Raw genomic sequence first — 15,054 nt, forward strand, 5'->3', positions numbered from 1 at the left:
AACTCCATAATTGAACACGTTCAAAATCTGTGCGAAGCTGACTGACAACCGTTCAGTCCGTAGGGGGCAGCGCATGGCCAAGGGACTCACCCCCTCACCCCCAACCACCAGCACCCCCCGCGCACCCGACCGCGCCTTCCCCACCCAGCCCGCCAGGTGGACCGCCCTGCTGATCCTGCTCGCCGGCTACCTCGCAGTGCTGGGCACGGTGTTCCCCGTGAGGACCAGCCACGCGGACCTCGTCGCGGATCTCCGCTCCCACCGCGCCTCCGTCGTCCGGGTCGACACCGACGGCGCGCAGGTGTTCGCCCAATGGACGACGACCGGCGCGTTCGTGCAGAAGGCGGAGACGTACCGCTTCCCCTACGACCGCCCGGGCCCGAGCGGCGCGATCGGCGAGTTCGAGCAGGTGGTCGCACGACAACTCGCGGGCAGCGGTGCCGTCGTCCGGTTCCAACCCTTCGATCCGAGCTACGGCTTCGGCGGCCTGAGCCTCCTGGTGGCCGTGCTCTACCCGAGCGTGCTGGGCTGGTCGCCGCTGGGCGTCGGCACGTACCTCGTCGGGCTGGTGATCGTCGCTCACCTGGTGCTCGGCGACGACAGGCGGCGGACGGGCGGGGCCGGGACCTGGCTGTGGATCTGCCTGCTGACCGGATTCGGCTTCTTCGCCTACCTCTGGGTGGAGCCGAGCCCACTGCTGGCCTTCCCGGCGAGGCGTCGCCGAGCGGGCCGGGTCCGACCGCCGGGCGTGCCCGGGGCGCTGGGGGCGACAGCGGCAGCCTTCGCCCTGCTGGCCGCTGGAGGGATCGCCTACGTACGGGCGGTCCAGGCGGCGTCGCATTGATCCGCCCGACGAAACTGCCGCCCAGCGGACATCCGACTGGCCCTACGATCTGGGTCGAGTTCCATTGATCAAGCGAGATGAGAAGCACCACCGTGAGATTCCTGATCGTGTTCGGCTCCGCCTTCCTCCTGTCCCAACTGGTCGTCTGGACCCTCGTGGTGAACGTCTTCGGACTGGGCGACGGCGGGCGGCTGCTGCTGGCACTGGTCGAGTTCGTCGCCGGGCTGCTGGTGCTGAGCATCGTGATGGCGGCGCTGCCGAGGAGGCTGAAGCAGCAGGTCGCCGGGGCGCAGCCGACCTCGGCGATGATGCGGCGGCGAGTGGACGGGCTGCTGGTGAAGCTCGGCGGCATAGCGCCCCGCACGGCCCGGGCCGACGTCGTGGCGCTGGCGAGCGGGGTGGCGCTGTACACGCGGGCCGTGCGGATCGACGGCGAGCGGCCGCTGCTCGGCACGCTGCTCTTCGAGGCGCCGAGCGGCGGTCAGGCGGTGCTGCGGTGGCGGCGGGGGACGGCGATCGAGACGCTCCCGGCGCCGTACCAGCTGACGGAGTTGGCGGACGTGCCGCTGACCGCGGTCGCGCGCTCGCTCAAGGCGAGCGGCACGGTGCGGATCGGGGGCGCCGTGAAGGTGCAGCTGACGGCGATGGACCTGGAGCTGCTGCGGCACGTGACCACCACCGCCTGATCGGTGATCAGCGGATCGATAGGGTCGGGCTCACCTGAACAGCCGAGGAGCGCCTGACCGATGAGATCTCCGGCCGAGCTGGACCACGTCCAGTGGCACGAACTGACCCACGCCTACGGCAGCGCCGAGGACGTGCCCGAGCAGGTCAGGGCGCTGTACGAGCCGGACGAGGAGTTGGTCGAGGAGGCGATCTACGCGCTCTACGGCAACATCCACCACCAGGGGTCGGTGTACCAGGCCTCCGCTCCCGCCGTTCCGTTCCTCGCGCACGCCGCGATGCACGTGCCGGGCCGGCGGGCCGACCTGCTGATGCTGCTCGCCACCCTCGCGGAGCACGAACCGCAGGAGGTGGACTCCCCGCACTGGGCGGGGAGTTCGGTCGCCGCGATCTGCGTCGAGCTGGTCGGGGTACTGCCCGACCTGCTGCCCTGCCTGACGGACGCCGAGCGCGAGGTGCGGCAGGCGGCCCTGCGGGTGGTGGCGGCGGTGGCCGGGCTGCTGTTGGACGAGCTGCGTGAGCGGGTCGTGGCGCGGGTCGAGGAGCTGTACGACGGCGACCCCGTGGCGGCGGTGCGGGCCGACGCGCTGATGGCGCTGGATCGCTTCGGGCGCGCGGTGGCCGGGTTGGACAGCCCGCTGCCCGAGGTCCGGCTGGCGGTGGCGCTGCTCGCCGCCGAGCGTGCCGAACCGCCGTACCCGGCCGAGCTGGTGGCCGTCCTCGCCGCCGACGGCGCCGAACCCGACCCGGGCGACGAGGCGCTCCAGTGGAACGGCAGCAGCCAGGAGGAGCGGTTGACCCGGCTGCTCGCCAGGGATCCCGACGCGGGTCTCACCGTGGCCGCCGGCTGGATCGCGGCGGGCGACCTCGGCTCGCGCGGCAGCTGGCTGGCCCGGACGATCGCCGACACCTGGCGGGACCGGGAGGCGGAGGTGCTGCGGCTGCTGCTGGCCGCCGTGCGCCAGGAGCAGGACGTCAAGGAGTTGTACGGGCCGCTGCGCGCCGTCAGCCACTGGGTGGACCTGGTGGCCCACCCGGCGCCCGAACTGCGGGACGCGCTGCACGACTACGCGTACAGCCCGGACGAAGACGTCGCCGAGGTGGCGCTGCTCGCCCTGATCCGCTCGCGCGACCCGCGCGCCGTGGAGCTGGTGCTCCGACGGCCGAACGGGCGGCTGCTCGCGGCGGCGGCGCACCAGTTCCCGGGAGCAGCCGAGCAGTTGATACCCGAGATCCGTCGGCTGCTCGCCGCCGGGGCCACCGGCAACGCGGGGATCGCCCTGGTGCGGGCGCTGGCGCCGCTCGGCGCCGCCGCCCGGCAGGCGCAGCCCGAACTGGTGGACTGCCTGCGCACCTCCCGCGCCGCGATCGTCGCCGCCCGCCAGCTCGGCGTGAACGGGGTGGCGGCGGCGGAGGTCGTCGAGGTGCTGCGCGAGGCCACCGGGAGCACCGACGACTCGGTGCGGGCCGCGGCGGCAACGGCCCACTACCGCCTGACCGGTGAGGCCGCCGTGGCACTCGGCGCCTTCGAGGAGCTGATCGCGGGCGGCGGTCAGCTCCATTGGTTCATGGCCGGCCTGGAGCCGCTGGGCCGCGCGGCCGAACCGCTGCTGCCGCTGATCGAGCCGCTGCTGACGGCGGATTACGAGTGGACCAGGCTGGCGGCCGCCCAGACCCACCACTGGATCACCGGCTCGCCCGACCGCGCCGTGCCGGTCCTCGCCGAGCTGGTGGTGCCGAAGCCGGTCGGCCTGGAGGCGATGGCCGCGCTCGCCTCGACCGGCCGGGTTCCGGCGGAACTGCGCCCGGCGCTGGAGCACTTCGCCTCCTCACCGGTGCGCCTGATCGCCGACTCGCCGGTCTCCGGCGAGGGCCACCCGGACGAGGAGCTGCGCACCCTGGCCCGCAGGCTGCTGGACGCCTGCTGAGGCGTGATCAGGCGTGCTCAGGCGGTCGGCCTGCGGTGGAGGGGGCAACGGCAGGCGGGCCACTCGCCGGTGATCGGGAGGACGTAGGTCTCGGGGTCCACCCAGACACGGCGCTTGCGGGTCAGCGGGACGCGCTTGCCGGTGGCGGTGATGCGGTAGGTGCGGATGGTCATCTTGCTCATCGGGCGGTTCCTGGGGGGCGTGCGGGGTCTCCGCAGACGGGACAGCTCGGCCAGCCGAGGGGGCAGGGGCTCCGGGTCGCGCGGAGAAGGAGGACGGCGATGGTGAGGCGGCACGCCCAGGAACGGACCGGGATCCGCTCCTGCGGTGCGGGGACAGCGAGCGTCAACGGGACTGCTGGCCCATCGAGTTGAGGCCGACGCGGAGGACGGTGACGAGCCGCTCGACGACGTCGGGACGCGCCGCGCCGAGGTCGATCAGGAAGACGCCGGTCGCCTGCCCGGACTGCCAGTCCACCCCGACGCTGGGCAACGGAATGCCGGCGAGGTGCAGCAGGGCGAGGAGGTCGTCGAGCACATCGGCCGCGTGGGACTTGGCGTCGGCGAGGTGGCGGGAGAGGGGGGTGGGCATGGCGGCTCCCAGGGGAATAGGTCGCTGAGTGCAACGGGTTTGTCACTCTGGGACTACAACTACGCCACCGACCGCTATCTTTGGAAGCCTGTCATCTTGACACTTTCCCAGGTGATTTTGGGGACCGCCGTGGTGAACAAGAAGTACATCGATCCGACGCTATCTCCCGCCCATGGCTTGGGAGTTCAGTTGCGGCGCTTCCGCGAGGCCGCCAACTTGACTCAGGCTCAGCTAGGCAAACTGATGGGCTATTCAGCCTCGTTGATCAGCAATATCGAACAAGCGAAGAAGAACGCGACGCTGCCGTTCGTACGTGCGGCCGACAAGGCGCTGAACACGCATGGGGCGTTGGAGACGCTGTGGTGGCACCGGAACCACACGGCGCTGATCGAGGGCTTCCCAGAGTTCGTGGCCCGCGAGGCACAGGCTCGGGTCATCCGCGTATTCGAGATCGGACTGATCCCCGGCCTGCTGCAGACCAGCGAGTATGCCGCCGCCCTCCAGGCTGCGAACGTCCGCAGAGGCGATGCCACTCAGGAGGAGGTCGATGAGCGGCTGGCGGTTCTGCTGGCCCGCCAGCAGCTCCTCACTCGTGAACAGCCTCCCATTGTCCACGCCGTGCTCGACGAGTACTGCCTGCGCCGGCCGATCGGCGGGCCAGCGGTGATGGCCCGCCAGCTCCGCCACCTTGAGGCCTTGGCCCAACGACCCAACGTGATGATCCAGGTCGCACCCCTCTCCTTGGGCGAGGACCGACCCTTGAACTTTCCCCTGATCTTGATCACGCTGCCGGATCACACGGTGCTCGGCTACTCGGAGACCGAACAGCGGGGCTATTTGGAGCATGATCAGGACACGGCCGCCTCATTGGGTCGAAGGTACGATCGCCTTCAGGCGGAGGCGCTGCCACTGGCAGCCTCTCTAGTCGTGATCCGAAAGATTCGAGAGGAAGCGGAGAATCATGCACAGCGTCCTGACGACTCCTCAGTGGCTTAAGAGCTCTTACAGCACCGGCCAGGGCGCGTGCGTCGAGATCGCTCCCAACTTCACACCGACCCTCCCCCTCCGGGACTCCAAGGACCCCAACGGTCCGGCCCTCGTCTTCCCGGTCGCGTCCTTCTCGGCCTTCGTCTCCGCACTCAAGGCCGACTCCCTCACCACCATCTGAGCGCGAGAGGATCCCGGGACCATGTGGCTCAAGAGCTCCTACAGCAACGGCCAAGGCACGTGCGTCGAGATCGCCCCCGACGTCATCGACACCATCCCCCTCCGCGACTCCAAGGACCCCCACGGTCCTGCCCTCGTCTTCCCCGCCCCCTCCTTCACCGCCTTCATCGCCGCCCTTAAGGACAACTCGCTCACTTGAACTCGCACCCCCACATAGCAATCATCGGCGGCGGGATCACTGGTCTCGCCGCCGCGCTGTTCCTCGGCCGCCAGGGGCACCGCGTCACGCTGCTCGAACGCGAGGCCCGCGCTGTCTCGTCCGACCTCGACGGCGACTTCGTCGCCTGGAACCGGCCGTCCACCCCCCAGGCGCTCCAGCCGCATCTGCTCCGCGCGCCGATCCGCAACGTGCTCCGGGCCGCCGCGCCGGACGTCTATGCGGAACTCCTCTCCCTCGGGGCGACCGAGCACCACGACCTCGCCGCGTTCGGCCCGTCGCTGCCCGAGGACGTCGACCTGGTGACCCTGCGCGCCCGGCGGATCCTCCTCGAAGCCGCCCTCTCGCGCGCCGTCCAGGCCGAACCCACCGTCACCCTGCGCACCGACACCCCCGTCACCGGTCTCCTCACCAACCCCGGCGAGGTCCCCCGCGTGACCGGCGTCCGGACCGCCGCCGGCGACATCACCGCCGACCTGACCCTCGACGCCGCCGGCCGCCGCTCGCACGTGCACCGCTGGCTCGCCGCCGCCGGGGCCCGGCCGCCCGTCACCGAGCTCCAGCGCACGGGGATCGCCTACTTCTGCCGCTGGTACCGCATCGACCAGACCAAGCCCTACACCGAACCGCCCCGCACCGGGTGCCTCACGCCCTACGTGGCGTTCGGCGTCTTCCCGGCCGACAACGGGTGCTTCGCGCTCGCCGTCAGCATCTCGGTCGAGGACCCGACCCGCACCGCGCTGCGCGACCCCGAGGTGTACGACGCGGCCGCCCGGCTCTTCCCCAGCGGTGCCGCCTGGCTCGCGCTCCCGCACCAGCCGGTCAGCGACGTGCAGATCATGGCGGGCCTCCCCAACCTGTGGACGGCCCTGCACGACGACCAAGGCCCGCAGGTGCACGGCCTGTTGAGCATCGGCGACAGTGCCATCCACACCAACCCGACGCTCGGTCAAGGGATATCCCTCGCCATCCTCGCCGCCGACTGGCTGGCGCGGCAGGATCCGGTCGATCCGGGACTCCCAACCGCCTATCACCAGTTCCGTGTTGATACGCTCCGTCCGTGGTTCGACACCCAGGTCGGCATCGACCGCGCCCGCCAGGATCAGGTCCGCGACGCCCTCCGGGGCGTCCCCGACGTCCCCGCGCCACTCGAACGCTCCGCGCTGAGCTTCTGCGCCGAGCAGGACATCGTGGTGGCCCGTGCCCGCGCACAGGTGGCTCAGATGCTCCGCACGCCGCCGCAGGCGTACGCGACACCGGAGATCCAAGACCGGGTCGGCGCCTGGCTGCGCGCCAACCCTGAGTTCACCGGACCGCCACCCGGCCCCAGCCGGGAGCTGTGGGAGCAGACCGTCGGGCGTGGCTGAACGCGCCTACCCCGACCGCCGCCTGACGCCCCGTCAGTCCACAGCCATGCTCTGCGTCCCCAGCACCGCGAGCAGCGCGAGCCGTTCGGCGTCCTGGGTGCCGGGCTCGGCCGTGTAGACCAGGATCCGCAGGTCGCCGCCGGCCACGCTGAGCAGGTCGCAGTCCAGGGTGACCGGGCCGACCTGCGGGTGCTCGATGGTCTTGCGGCCCGACTCGAAGCCGGCCACCTCGCCGGACTCCCAGAGGTCGGCGAACCGCTCGCTGCCCGCGCGGAGTTCGGCGATCAGGCGGGGGATCCGCGGGTCGGCCGGGTAGCGGCGGGCGGTGGCCCGCAGGGCGGAGACCTCGGCCCGGTCCAGGGCCCGCTGGGACTCCGGGGTGTGGCGCACCCGCTCGTCCGGGCCGCCGAGGAAGTTGCGCCACAGCGCGTTGCGCTCCTTGCCGTGCCGCTCCCCGAACAGCGCGGTGGCGAGCGGGTTGGCGACCAGCAGGTTGAACATCGCGTCGGAGACCGAGACCGGGGTGTTGGACAGCCGGTCCAGCAGCCGCTGCACGCTCGGGGTGATCCGGCCGGGCACCGTGCCGTGGCCGGGCGGCACCAGGCCGGCGGCGTGGAAGAGCTGCTCGCGCTCCGGGTCGCCCAGCCGCAGCGCCCGGCCCAGCGCCTCCACCACCTGCTCCGAGGGGTTGGCCGCGCGGCCCTGCTCCAGTCGGGTCAGGTAGTCCACCGAGATCCCGGCCAGCAGCGCCAACTCCTCGCGCCGCAGGCCCGGGGCGCGCCGCTGCCCGCCGGCGGGCAGGCCGGCCGCCTCGGGCGTGACCCGGTCGCGGCGCTGCCGGACCAGCTGGCCGAACTCGGTGGCTGTCATGCTCCCACTGTGCCACCGGGCGTCCGGGCGCTGCCTGGCCCTGACAGTCCCAGGAAGTCCGGAGCCTGGTCCGCCGGTCCGCGCCGCCGCAGGGTGGAGGCATGACAGTCACACTCATCACCGGAGCCAACAAGGGTCTCGGCCACGAGACCGCCCGCCGCCTGATCGCCGCCGGGCACACCGTCTACCTGGGCAGCCGGGACGCCGGGCGCGGCCGGGCCGCGGCCGAGGAGCTCGGCGCCCGCTTCGTCCAACTCGACGTGACCGACGACGCGTCGGTCACCGCCGCCGCCAAGACCATCGAGCAGGCCGGCGACGGCCTCGACGTGCTGGTCAACAACGCCGGCATCGCGCTCGACGGCACCCACGCGCCCGACGGCTCGCGCTCGCTGGTCCCCGTGGACGAGCTCACCGCCGACATGGTCCGGGAGACTTTCGAGACCAACGTCTTCGGCCTGGTCCGGGTCACCCACGCGTTCCTGCCGCTGCTCAAGCGCTCGGCCGCCCCGGTCATCGTCAACGTCTCCAGCGGCCTGGCCTCGCTGGCCCACGCGAGCACCCCGGGCAACCCCGTGCACGACTACCCGGCGGCGGCCTACCCGACCTCCAAGACGGCCGTCAACATGCTCACCGTGCAGTACGCGAAGTCGCTGCCGGCCTTCCGGATCAACGCCGTCGAGCCGGGCTTCACGGCCACCGACATCAACCAGCACGCGGGCCACCAGACCGTGGAGCAGGGCGTCGAGATCATCGTCCGGATGGCCCGGGTCGCCCCCGACGGCCCCACCGGCACCTACTCGGACGCCAACGGGATCCTGCCCTGGTGACCCCTGGTGACCCCTGGTGACCGCCGCCCTCACGGCACCCGGCGGGCCTCCAGCACACACATCGGGCCGGGGGTCGGCCGGATCTCGGTGAGCTCGAAGCCGCCCGCGGTGAACAGCGCGCGCCAGGCGGCGGCGGTGCGTTCGCGGCCGGTGAGCATGCCCAGCATGGTGAGGTCGAGCAGGGTGGCGACCTCCGGGACGGTGCCCCCGTCGAGCACCGTGTCCACCACCACCAGCCGGGTGTCCGGGGCCGTCGCCGCCCGGTGCACCCGGTCGAGGATCCGGGTGGCCCGCTCGTCCGACCAGTCGTGCAGGATGAAGCAGGCCAGGTAGCAGTCGGCGGGCGGGAGCGCGGCGAAGAAGTCGCCCGCCGTGGCCGTGATCCGGTCGGCCACCCCGGCCGCCCGCAGCACCTCGGGCGCGGCCGCCACCACGTGCGGCAGGTCGAGCACCGTGCCGCGCAGGCCCGGCTCGCGGCGGGCCAGCTCGGCGAGCACCGCGCCGTCCGCCCCGCCGATGTCCACCACGAACTGTGCGCCGGCCAACTCGACGGCGTCCAGGGCGTGGTGGCGGATCGCCCGGGCGAAGTCGGTCATCGCCGCGGTGAACGTGGCGACCTGGGCCGGGTGCTCGCCGAGGTGGTCGAAGAACGGCTTGCCGTAGGCCAGGTCGGCGGCCGGCACCCCCGTCAGGGCGGTGCCCCAGAGCTCTCCGAAGGCCCGGTAGTGGGTCTGCTCCCAGGCCAGCGCGATGTTGCGCAGCGACTCGGGCCCGCCGGAGACCAGGGTGGGCCCGAGCCGCCCGAGGCCGACCAGGGCGCGCTCGGCGTCCACCGTGAACACCTCCTCGGCGGCGAGCACGTGCAGGATCCGGGCCAGCGGCTCGGGGCGCAGCCCGACGGCGGCCGCCAGCTCGGTCAACGGGCGTGGCCCGGCGACGAGTTGGTCGGCGACCCCGGCCCGGGCCACCACGAACAGGGCCTGCGAGAGCTGGAAGCCGCCGAGCAGGCGGAGCATGTCGACGGCGGGGAACGCGGCGTTCACGGCCGTCAAGCTAGCCGCCCCGGCCCGACGCACCGTCACCACGCGCCAGCCGACTGCCCCGGACGGCGCAACACGACCACCTGACGGGCCGTCCGACGGCCCGTCAGGTGGGATCGAGTGAGCTCCGGTCAGCCCAGCAGGGCCGGCAGCTCGGCGATCGAGGCCAGCACGTGGGTGGCGCCGTCGGCCCGCAGGCGCTCCTCGCCGTGCGCGCCGGTCAGCACGCCGGCCACCACCGCGGCGCCGGCCCGGGTACCGGTCAGCATGTCGTAGCCCGTGTCGCCGACCACCGCGACCTGGTGCACCGAGTCGGTGCCGGTGCGCAGCAGCGCCGCGAGCGCCAGGTCGGGGAAGGGGCGGCCGCGGCCGGCCTCGGCCGGGCACAGGGTCAGGTCGGCGATCTGCTGCCAGCCGAGCGCGTCCAGGATGCGGTCCTGGGTGGCGCGGGAGAAGCCGGTGGTCAGCACGACCTTGCGGCCGCTCTCGCGCAGCGCGGTGATCGCCTCGGCGGCGCCGGGCAGGGCGGCGCAGTGACCGGCGTCCACCAGGTCGTGGTAGGCCTGCTCGAAGGCCGCGTTGGCGCGCTGGGCCTTCTCCTCGTCGCCGAACAGGTGGCGGAAGACGGCGATCTTGGACTCGCCCATGGTGGCCCGGACGTGGGCCAGCATCGGCTCGTGCTCCGGGCTGCCGGGCTGGACGCCGTTGGCCAGCGCGGCGGCGTCGAAGGCCCGCTCGACCAGGCCGTCGTCGGCAACGGTGGTGCCGGCCATGTCCAGGACGACCAGGCGGATGTCAGGGGTGCTCATCGGTGCATGCCTCTTCTGGTTGGTGCGGACTCGGCGACAACGGTGCGCGATCCAGGTGACGCCAGCGTGACCGGACGGCGTCCAGCACGGTAACAATCACCAAGTTGTACAGACAACACCAGGTCGACGAGTGACCAACTGGACTCCCTGCTCCCCCGGCCGGCGGGCTACCGCCGCACCGTCGCCCGCAGGTAGTTGCGCCGCCCGAAGTGCGGCTCGTCCACCGCCGTCAGCTCCTCCACCTCGAACCGGTAGAGCGCCGCCGCCCCGCCCCCGGCCAGGAACTGCGCCCGCACCTGCGGATCCTGCGCGAAGCCCGGATAGCGCCCCTGGTAGGCGGCCAGCGCGGCCTCGGCGTGCCGGCCCCAGGCCTCGCCGGCCCGCCCGGTCAGCTGCACCCCGCGCAGCTGCTCGCCGAAGGCCGGCGGCGGCAGGAAGACGGTCGCGGCGGCCCGGGCCTGCTCGGCCAGGTGCAGGCTGTGCCGGGTCGAGCGCTCGCTGACGAAGTAGAGCACCAGGTCGTCGTCGAAGGCGTAGAAGCAGAGGTTGGCGTGCGGCCCGTGCTCCGGGCCGGCGGTCGCCAGGGTGAGCACCATGGACTCGGCCAGCAGGCCGTCCACGCCCTTGCCGAGCTCCTCGGCGGGCCAGTCGCCCTGGATGACATCGAGCTGGTACGGCATGGCGGTCGTCCCTTCCGCGATGGGCCCATCCACGACAGAGGCTTCATGCTGCCCCCAGCACCCGCCCCGCACAAGAGCGAGGGGCCGGCCCGGTGCGAGTGCACCGGACCGGCCCCGAGCGGGATCTGACCACGCGTCAGGCGGCTACCTGGCCCGCTCCGAGGAGCGGTCCGAGCGCCCCGCCGCGCAGCCGCTCCACCAGCGGCCCGAGCCGCGCGGCGAGCAGCGCCGGCGGGATCGCCACCAGCACGCCGATCAGCACGCCCACCGCCACGTCGTGCGGGTAGTGCACGCCGATCCACACCCGCGAGGCGCCCATCAGCACGGCGAGCCCGAGCGCGATCGCCCCGATCCGCCGGTAGGCGAAGAACAGCGCGACGGCCGCCGCGAAGGCGATCACCGTGTGGTTGCTGGGGAAGGACCAGTCACCGGGACCGGGGCAGGTCTCCACGGTCACCGTGGCGGGCAGCTGCTGGCACGGCCGGACCTCGTGGACCAGGCTCTTCAGCACCGAGTTCACCGCGTAGGCGAAGACCACGATGACCGGCGCGGCGAGCACCCGGGCCATCACCGCCGAGTCCGCCCCGCGGGCCTGCCACCAGGCCCAGAGCATCAGCACGGCGAAGACCCCGAGGCCGAGGTCGGACCAGGTCCGCACGGCCTGGTCCAGCCAGTGCGGGGCGTCCTGCGCCCAGCCGGTCACGGTGGTGTAGAGGCCGCCGTCGATGCCACTGCCGTCGTACGCGAGCAGGTCCGCCATCAGGCGTCACCCCCGCCGTTGCGGTTGGCCTTGCGGGCGCGGAGCAATTCGAGAGCAATCGGGATCACGGAGACAATTACTACCAGACCAATGATTGGCAACAGGTACTTGTCGATATTGGGAACGGACGACCCCAGGGCGTAGCCGGCCAGCACCACGCCGACCGCCCAGATCGTGCCGCCGACCACCTGCCAGAGGGTGAAGACCCGCTGCGGCACCTCCAGCACCCCGGCCATCGGGTTGAGCACGGTGCGCACCACCGGGATGAACCGGGCCAGCACGATCGCCTTGCCGTGGCCGTACTGCTCCAGCAGTTCCTCGGCCCGTGCCACGCCCTTGGTCAGCGCCTTGCGCCGGTTGCGCGCCAGCAGCGCGCGCCCGCCGCGGCGGCCGATCAGGTAGCCGACCTGGGCACCCGCCAGCGCTCCGGCCAGCGCGGCCAGGATCACCTGCCAGAGCACCAGGTGCGGCCCGCTGTGCGTGCCCGAGACGCAGAGCAGTCCGGCGGTGAAGAGCAGCGAGTCGCCGGGCAGGAAGAACCCGACCAGCAGGCCGGTCTCGGCGAAGAGCACCACGGCGATGCCGAGGGCGCCGAAGGCGGACAACAACGACGAGGCGTCGAGAACGTTGACCGCCAGCACGGAGGAGGCAGCGAGCACGGTTGGCGGACCTCTCATACTGGGGGAGGCGGTCCCGCGGAACACGCCCCAACCGTCTACAGTGACGTAGACGGTCTACATGACTGTAGACGATGACTGGAGGTCACCGCGACATGCCGGAACTGCCATCGGCGCGCCGCCCGTCCGGGGAGCTGGAGGCGCAGGTGCTCGCCGCGCTCTGGGCCGCCGACCGGCCGCTGACCCCGCAGGACGTCCAACTCGCGCTGGGCGGCGAACTCGCCAGGACCACCGTCGCCACGATCCTGGCCCGGCTGCACGACAAGGGCACCGTCGAGCGCACCCGGGTCGGCCGCGCCTACGTCTACACCCCGACCGTGCAGGACCCGGCCGGACTGGCCGCCCGCCGGATGCGCACCGAGCTCGACCGCGAGCAGGACCGCTCCACCGTGCTGGCCCGGTTCGTCTCCGACCTCTCCGACGCCGACGAGCGGCTGCTGCGCGAACTCCTCGGCGAGGGCCCGAACGGCCACGACGGCCCGAACGGTCACGACGTCCCGAACGGCCCGCACGGCCGGGACGGCGGCCGCGGGTGATCCTCGTCCTCTGGCTGCCGTTCCTGGTGCCGTTCCTGGCCGCCCCCGCCGCCCGCCGCCTGGCCGAGGCGCTCGCCCCCCGCCCCGCCGCCTGGGTGCTCGGCTGCACCGGCGCGCTGCTGGCCGGCGCCAGCGCCGCCTCGCTCGGCCTGCTGGTGGCCACCGGCCTGCTGCGGATCCCCGCCGTCGCCGCGCTCGGCCACCTCTCCGTGCCCTGGCTGGCCGACGCCTCGCCGACCGCGGAGGTGCTCGCCGCACTCGCCGGCGCCGCCCTGGTGGTGACCGGCGTGCTGACCCTGCGCACCGCCCACCACCAGTACCGCGACCTGCGCCGGGCCCGCACCGCGCTCGGCCTGCCGGCCGCCCGCCGGCCCCGGCTGCGCGACCTGGCCCGCCCGCAGCACTGGCTCGCCCCGACCGGCCACCCGCTGGAGGTGCTGGACGACGACCACGCCGACGCCTTCGCGCTGCCCGGGCGCCCCGGCCGGATCGTCGTCACCGCCGGCATGCTGCGCGCCCTGCCGGCCCCCGAGCGGGCCGCCCTGCTGGCCCACGAGCGCGCTCACCTGACCTCCCGTCACCACCTCTTCCTGGCCGCCGCCGAGTACGCCGCGGTGCTGCACCCGGCGCTGCGCCAGCTGCGCGCCCCGCTCGGCTACCACCTGGAGCGCTGGGCCGACGAGGACGCCGCCCACTCGGTCGGCGACCGCGCGGTGACCGCCCGCGCGGTCGGGCGGGCCGCCCTGGCCGCCGCCCGCACCCCGAGCCGCCGCCCGCTGCTGGCCCCCGCCGCCGCGACCGGCCCGGTCCCCCGCCGGGTGGCCGCGCTGCTCTCGCCCCGGCAGACCACCCTGCTCGCGCCCGCCAAGGGCCCCAGCGCGCGCCGGCGCGCGGTCACCGCGCTCGCGCTGGCCGCCTGCCTGGCCGTCAGCACCGCCGCCACCGCGGTGGCCACCAAGGACCTGCACCGCACCGTCGAGCGGGCCCAGCTCGCCGAGGACGGCGCCCGCCGCTGACCCGGCCGACCAGGGGGGTACCCACCCGATGACCATCACCGTGCTCGGCGAGTGCGTGGCCGACGCCTTCACCACCGACGGCCGCCCCGGCGAGCTGGCGCTCACCGTGCACCCCGGCGGCGGCCCGGCCAACACCGCGACCGCGCTCGGCCGGCTCGGCACCCCGACCCGGTTCCTCGGCCGGCTCTCCGGCGACCCGTTCGGCGCGCTCTTCCGCGCCCGGCTGACCGGCTCCGGGGTGGACCTGGCGGACTGCGTGGCCGCCGCCGAGCCGAGCACCCTGGCGATCGCCGCGCTGGACGCCGACGGGCAGGCGGGCTACACCTTCCACGCCGAGGGCACCGCCGACTTCCAGTGGCAGCCGGCCGAGCTCGCCGCCGTCGACCTCACGGCCTGCACGGCGGTTCACACCGGCTCGCTGGCCCTGGTGCGCGCCCCCGGAGCGGTGGCCGTCGAGGAGTTCCTGGCCCGCGCCGGAGCGCACGCCACCGTATCGATCGACCCCAACCTCAGGCCGCTGCTGGTCGCCCCCGAGCGGTACCGGGAGCGCATCGCGCACTGGTGCGCCCTGGCCGACCTGCTACGCCTCTCCGCCGACGACCTGGCGCTGCTGCACCCCGGGCTGACCCCCGATCAGGCGATCGACCACTGGCACGCGCTGGGCGTCCCGCTGGTCGTGCTCACCCTCGGCGAGCGCGGCGCGCTGGTCTCGCTGCGCGGCGAGCGGGCCACCGTCGAGGCCGTTCGTACCCGGGTGGTCGACACGGTCGGGGCGGGCGACGCGTTCACCGCCGGCCTGCTGCACCGGCTCGGGCTGGCCGGCCTGCTGGGCGGCCGGCTGACCGGCGCCGACCTGCCGCAGGTGACCGCGGCGGCCGCGTACGCCGCCCGGGTCGCCGCGCTGACCTGCGCCGTCGCCGGGGCCGACCCGCCCTGGGCCGGGCAGCTGGACGAAGGCTGACCCACCGTCGGCCGCAACCGGCGCCGGGTCAAGAACCCGCAACCGTGCGCCGACCGCTCGACCTGGGCCCCACCCGCACC

At 73.5% G+C, this 15,054-nt stretch carries 19 protein-coding genes; 11 read left to right on the forward strand and 8 right to left on the reverse strand.

The genetic code is table 11. The features are described from left to right. The first annotated feature begins 73 nt into the window (after positions 1-73). The 3 genes from FHX73_RS05720 (at position 74) to FHX73_RS05730 (ending at position 3,456) form a co-directional block, all read left to right on the forward strand. A complete protein-coding gene (locus FHX73_RS05720) occupies positions 74-844 on the forward strand; it encodes a hypothetical protein (protein ID WP_145903800.1) in 771 nt (256 codons plus the stop codon). A gap of 92 nt (positions 845-936) precedes the next feature. Beyond that, positions 937-1,530 (forward strand): hypothetical protein, encoded by a 594-nt coding sequence (locus FHX73_RS05725; RefSeq protein WP_145903802.1) that lies wholly within the window; start codon positions 937-939, stop codon positions 1,528-1,530. Positions 1,531-1,590: 60 nt separating this feature from the next. Further along, positions 1,591-3,456: a hypothetical protein gene (locus tag FHX73_RS05730; protein ID WP_145903804.1), complete on the forward strand. Its 1,866-nt coding sequence runs from the start codon at positions 1,591-1,593 to the stop codon at positions 3,454-3,456. Between the two features lie 17 nt (positions 3,457-3,473). On the opposite strand, the gene FHX73_RS44530 is transcribed toward FHX73_RS05730, so the two are convergent. Together FHX73_RS44530 and FHX73_RS44535 are read right to left on the reverse strand one after the other, a co-directional pair. Next, positions 3,474-3,638: a hypothetical protein gene (locus tag FHX73_RS44530; RefSeq protein ID WP_170304857.1), complete on the reverse strand. Its 165-nt coding sequence runs from the start codon at positions 3,636-3,638 to the stop codon at positions 3,474-3,476. 163 nt (positions 3,639-3,801) lie between these two features. Further along, positions 3,802-4,047: a hypothetical protein gene (locus FHX73_RS44535; protein WP_170304785.1), complete on the reverse strand. Its 246-nt coding sequence runs from the start codon at positions 4,045-4,047 to the stop codon at positions 3,802-3,804. Between the two features lie 96 nt (positions 4,048-4,143). Between FHX73_RS44535 and FHX73_RS05735 the strand changes: the two genes are divergently transcribed. From FHX73_RS05735 to FHX73_RS05750, 4 genes are read left to right on the forward strand one after another with little or no spacing between them, the layout of a single operon-like run. Continuing rightward, positions 4,144-5,043: a helix-turn-helix domain-containing protein gene (locus tag FHX73_RS05735; RefSeq protein ID WP_170304858.1), complete on the forward strand. Its 900-nt coding sequence runs from the start codon at positions 4,144-4,146 to the stop codon at positions 5,041-5,043. Further along, positions 5,009-5,215, forward strand: a complete 207-nt coding sequence (locus FHX73_RS05740) for a DUF397 domain-containing protein (protein WP_145903808.1) — start codon at positions 5,009-5,011, stop codon at positions 5,213-5,215. The genes FHX73_RS05735 and FHX73_RS05740 overlap by 35 nt, the downstream gene beginning before the upstream one ends. Before the next feature lie 21 nt (positions 5,216-5,236). Continuing rightward, the gene (locus FHX73_RS05745; RefSeq protein WP_145903810.1) at positions 5,237-5,413 is read left to right on the forward strand and encodes a DUF397 domain-containing protein; all 177 of its coding nucleotides are present in this window, start codon (positions 5,237-5,239) and stop codon (positions 5,411-5,413) included. Beyond that, positions 5,410-6,798, forward strand: coding sequence for an NAD(P)/FAD-dependent oxidoreductase (locus tag FHX73_RS05750; RefSeq protein WP_246213369.1), 1,389 nt, complete (start codon positions 5,410-5,412; stop codon positions 6,796-6,798). The genes FHX73_RS05745 and FHX73_RS05750 overlap by 4 nt, the downstream gene beginning before the upstream one ends. A 33-nt stretch (positions 6,799-6,831) precedes the next feature. On the opposite strand, the gene FHX73_RS05755 is transcribed toward FHX73_RS05750, so the two are convergent. Next, a complete protein-coding gene (locus FHX73_RS05755) occupies positions 6,832-7,668 on the reverse strand; it encodes a helix-turn-helix transcriptional regulator (protein WP_145903813.1) in 837 nt (278 codons plus the stop codon). Positions 7,669-7,769: 101 nt separating this feature from the next. Here FHX73_RS05755 and FHX73_RS05760 point away from each other — a divergent pair, with 101 nt between their 5' ends. Further along, positions 7,770-8,495, forward strand: coding sequence for an SDR family oxidoreductase (locus tag FHX73_RS05760; RefSeq protein ID WP_145903815.1), 726 nt, complete (start codon positions 7,770-7,772; stop codon positions 8,493-8,495). A 29-nt stretch (positions 8,496-8,524) separates the two neighbouring features. On the opposite strand, the gene FHX73_RS05765 is transcribed toward FHX73_RS05760, so the two are convergent. The 5 genes from FHX73_RS05765 to FHX73_RS05785 form a co-directional block, all read right to left on the reverse strand. Beyond that, the gene (locus FHX73_RS05765) at positions 8,525-9,538 is read right to left on the reverse strand and encodes a methyltransferase (RefSeq protein ID WP_145903817.1); all 1,014 of its coding nucleotides are present in this window, start codon (positions 9,536-9,538) and stop codon (positions 8,525-8,527) included. A 128-nt stretch (positions 9,539-9,666) separates the two neighbouring features. Further along, positions 9,667-10,344, reverse strand: a complete 678-nt coding sequence (locus FHX73_RS05770; protein ID WP_145903819.1) for a phosphonatase-like hydrolase — start codon at positions 10,342-10,344, stop codon at positions 9,667-9,669. A gap of 167 nt (positions 10,345-10,511) precedes the next feature. Continuing rightward, positions 10,512-11,024, reverse strand: a complete 513-nt coding sequence (locus FHX73_RS05775) for a pyridoxamine 5'-phosphate oxidase family protein (RefSeq protein ID WP_145903820.1) — start codon at positions 11,022-11,024, stop codon at positions 10,512-10,514. A 136-nt stretch (positions 11,025-11,160) separates the two neighbouring features. Continuing rightward, positions 11,161-11,784: a phosphatase PAP2 family protein gene (locus tag FHX73_RS05780; protein ID WP_145903822.1), complete on the reverse strand. Its 624-nt coding sequence runs from the start codon at positions 11,782-11,784 to the stop codon at positions 11,161-11,163. Continuing rightward, positions 11,784-12,461: a DedA family protein gene (locus tag FHX73_RS05785; RefSeq protein ID WP_145903823.1), complete on the reverse strand. Its 678-nt coding sequence runs from the start codon at positions 12,459-12,461 to the stop codon at positions 11,784-11,786. Before FHX73_RS05785 ends, FHX73_RS05780 begins: the two co-directional genes overlap by 1 nt. A gap of 95 nt (positions 12,462-12,556) precedes the next feature. Between FHX73_RS05785 and FHX73_RS05790 the strand changes: the two genes are divergently transcribed. The 3 genes from FHX73_RS05790 to FHX73_RS05800 are packed head-to-tail and all read left to right on the forward strand — an operon-like array spanning position 12,557 to position 14,974. Next, positions 12,557-12,997, forward strand: coding sequence for a BlaI/MecI/CopY family transcriptional regulator (locus FHX73_RS05790; RefSeq protein ID WP_145903825.1), 441 nt, complete (start codon positions 12,557-12,559; stop codon positions 12,995-12,997). Continuing rightward, positions 12,994-14,013, forward strand: coding sequence for a M56 family metallopeptidase (locus FHX73_RS05795; protein ID WP_145903826.1), 1,020 nt, complete (start codon positions 12,994-12,996; stop codon positions 14,011-14,013). The genes FHX73_RS05790 and FHX73_RS05795 overlap by 4 nt, the downstream gene beginning before the upstream one ends. Positions 14,014-14,041: 28 nt before the next feature. Continuing rightward, positions 14,042-14,974, forward strand: coding sequence for a carbohydrate kinase family protein (locus tag FHX73_RS05800; RefSeq protein ID WP_145903828.1), 933 nt, complete (start codon positions 14,042-14,044; stop codon positions 14,972-14,974). Positions 14,975-15,054 lie beyond the last annotated feature (80 nt).

Source organism: Kitasatospora viridis (assembly GCF_007829815.1).
Classification (GTDB): Bacteria; Actinomycetota; Actinomycetes; order Streptomycetales; family Streptomycetaceae; genus Kitasatospora; species Kitasatospora viridis.

Excerpts from the sequence above, each read along its gene's own strand:
- FHX73_RS05720 (WP_145903800.1), top strand. The coding sequence starts at position 74 with ATGGCCAAGGGACTCACCCCCTCACCCCCAACCACCAGCACCCCCCGC.
- FHX73_RS05730 (WP_145903804.1), top strand. The coding sequence starts at position 1,591 with ATGAGATCTCCGGCCGAGCTGGACCACGTCCAGTGGCACGAACTGACC.
- FHX73_RS44530 (WP_170304857.1), bottom strand. The coding sequence starts at position 3,638 with ATGAGCAAGATGACCATCCGCACCTACCGCATCACCGCCACCGGCAAG.
- FHX73_RS44535 (WP_170304785.1), bottom strand. The coding sequence starts at position 4,047 with ATGCCCACCCCCCTCTCCCGCCACCTCGCCGACGCCAAGTCCCACGCG.
- FHX73_RS05740 (WP_145903808.1), top strand. The coding sequence starts at position 5,009 with ATGCACAGCGTCCTGACGACTCCTCAGTGGCTTAAGAGCTCTTACAGC.
- FHX73_RS05745 (WP_145903810.1), top strand. The coding sequence starts at position 5,237 with ATGTGGCTCAAGAGCTCCTACAGCAACGGCCAAGGCACGTGCGTCGAG.
- FHX73_RS05755 (WP_145903813.1), bottom strand. The coding sequence starts at position 7,668 with ATGACAGCCACCGAGTTCGGCCAGCTGGTCCGGCAGCGCCGCGACCGG.
- FHX73_RS05760 (WP_145903815.1), top strand. The coding sequence starts at position 7,770 with ATGACAGTCACACTCATCACCGGAGCCAACAAGGGTCTCGGCCACGAG.
- FHX73_RS05770 (WP_145903819.1), bottom strand. The coding sequence starts at position 10,344 with ATGAGCACCCCTGACATCCGCCTGGTCGTCCTGGACATGGCCGGCACC.
- FHX73_RS05775 (WP_145903820.1), bottom strand. The coding sequence starts at position 11,024 with ATGCCGTACCAGCTCGATGTCATCCAGGGCGACTGGCCCGCCGAGGAG.
- FHX73_RS05780 (WP_145903822.1), bottom strand. The coding sequence starts at position 11,784 with ATGGCGGACCTGCTCGCGTACGACGGCAGTGGCATCGACGGCGGCCTC.
- FHX73_RS05785 (WP_145903823.1), bottom strand. The coding sequence starts at position 12,461 with ATGAGAGGTCCGCCAACCGTGCTCGCTGCCTCCTCCGTGCTGGCGGTC.
- FHX73_RS05790 (WP_145903825.1), top strand. The coding sequence starts at position 12,557 with ATGCCGGAACTGCCATCGGCGCGCCGCCCGTCCGGGGAGCTGGAGGCG.
- FHX73_RS05800 (WP_145903828.1), top strand. The coding sequence starts at position 14,042 with ATGACCATCACCGTGCTCGGCGAGTGCGTGGCCGACGCCTTCACCACC.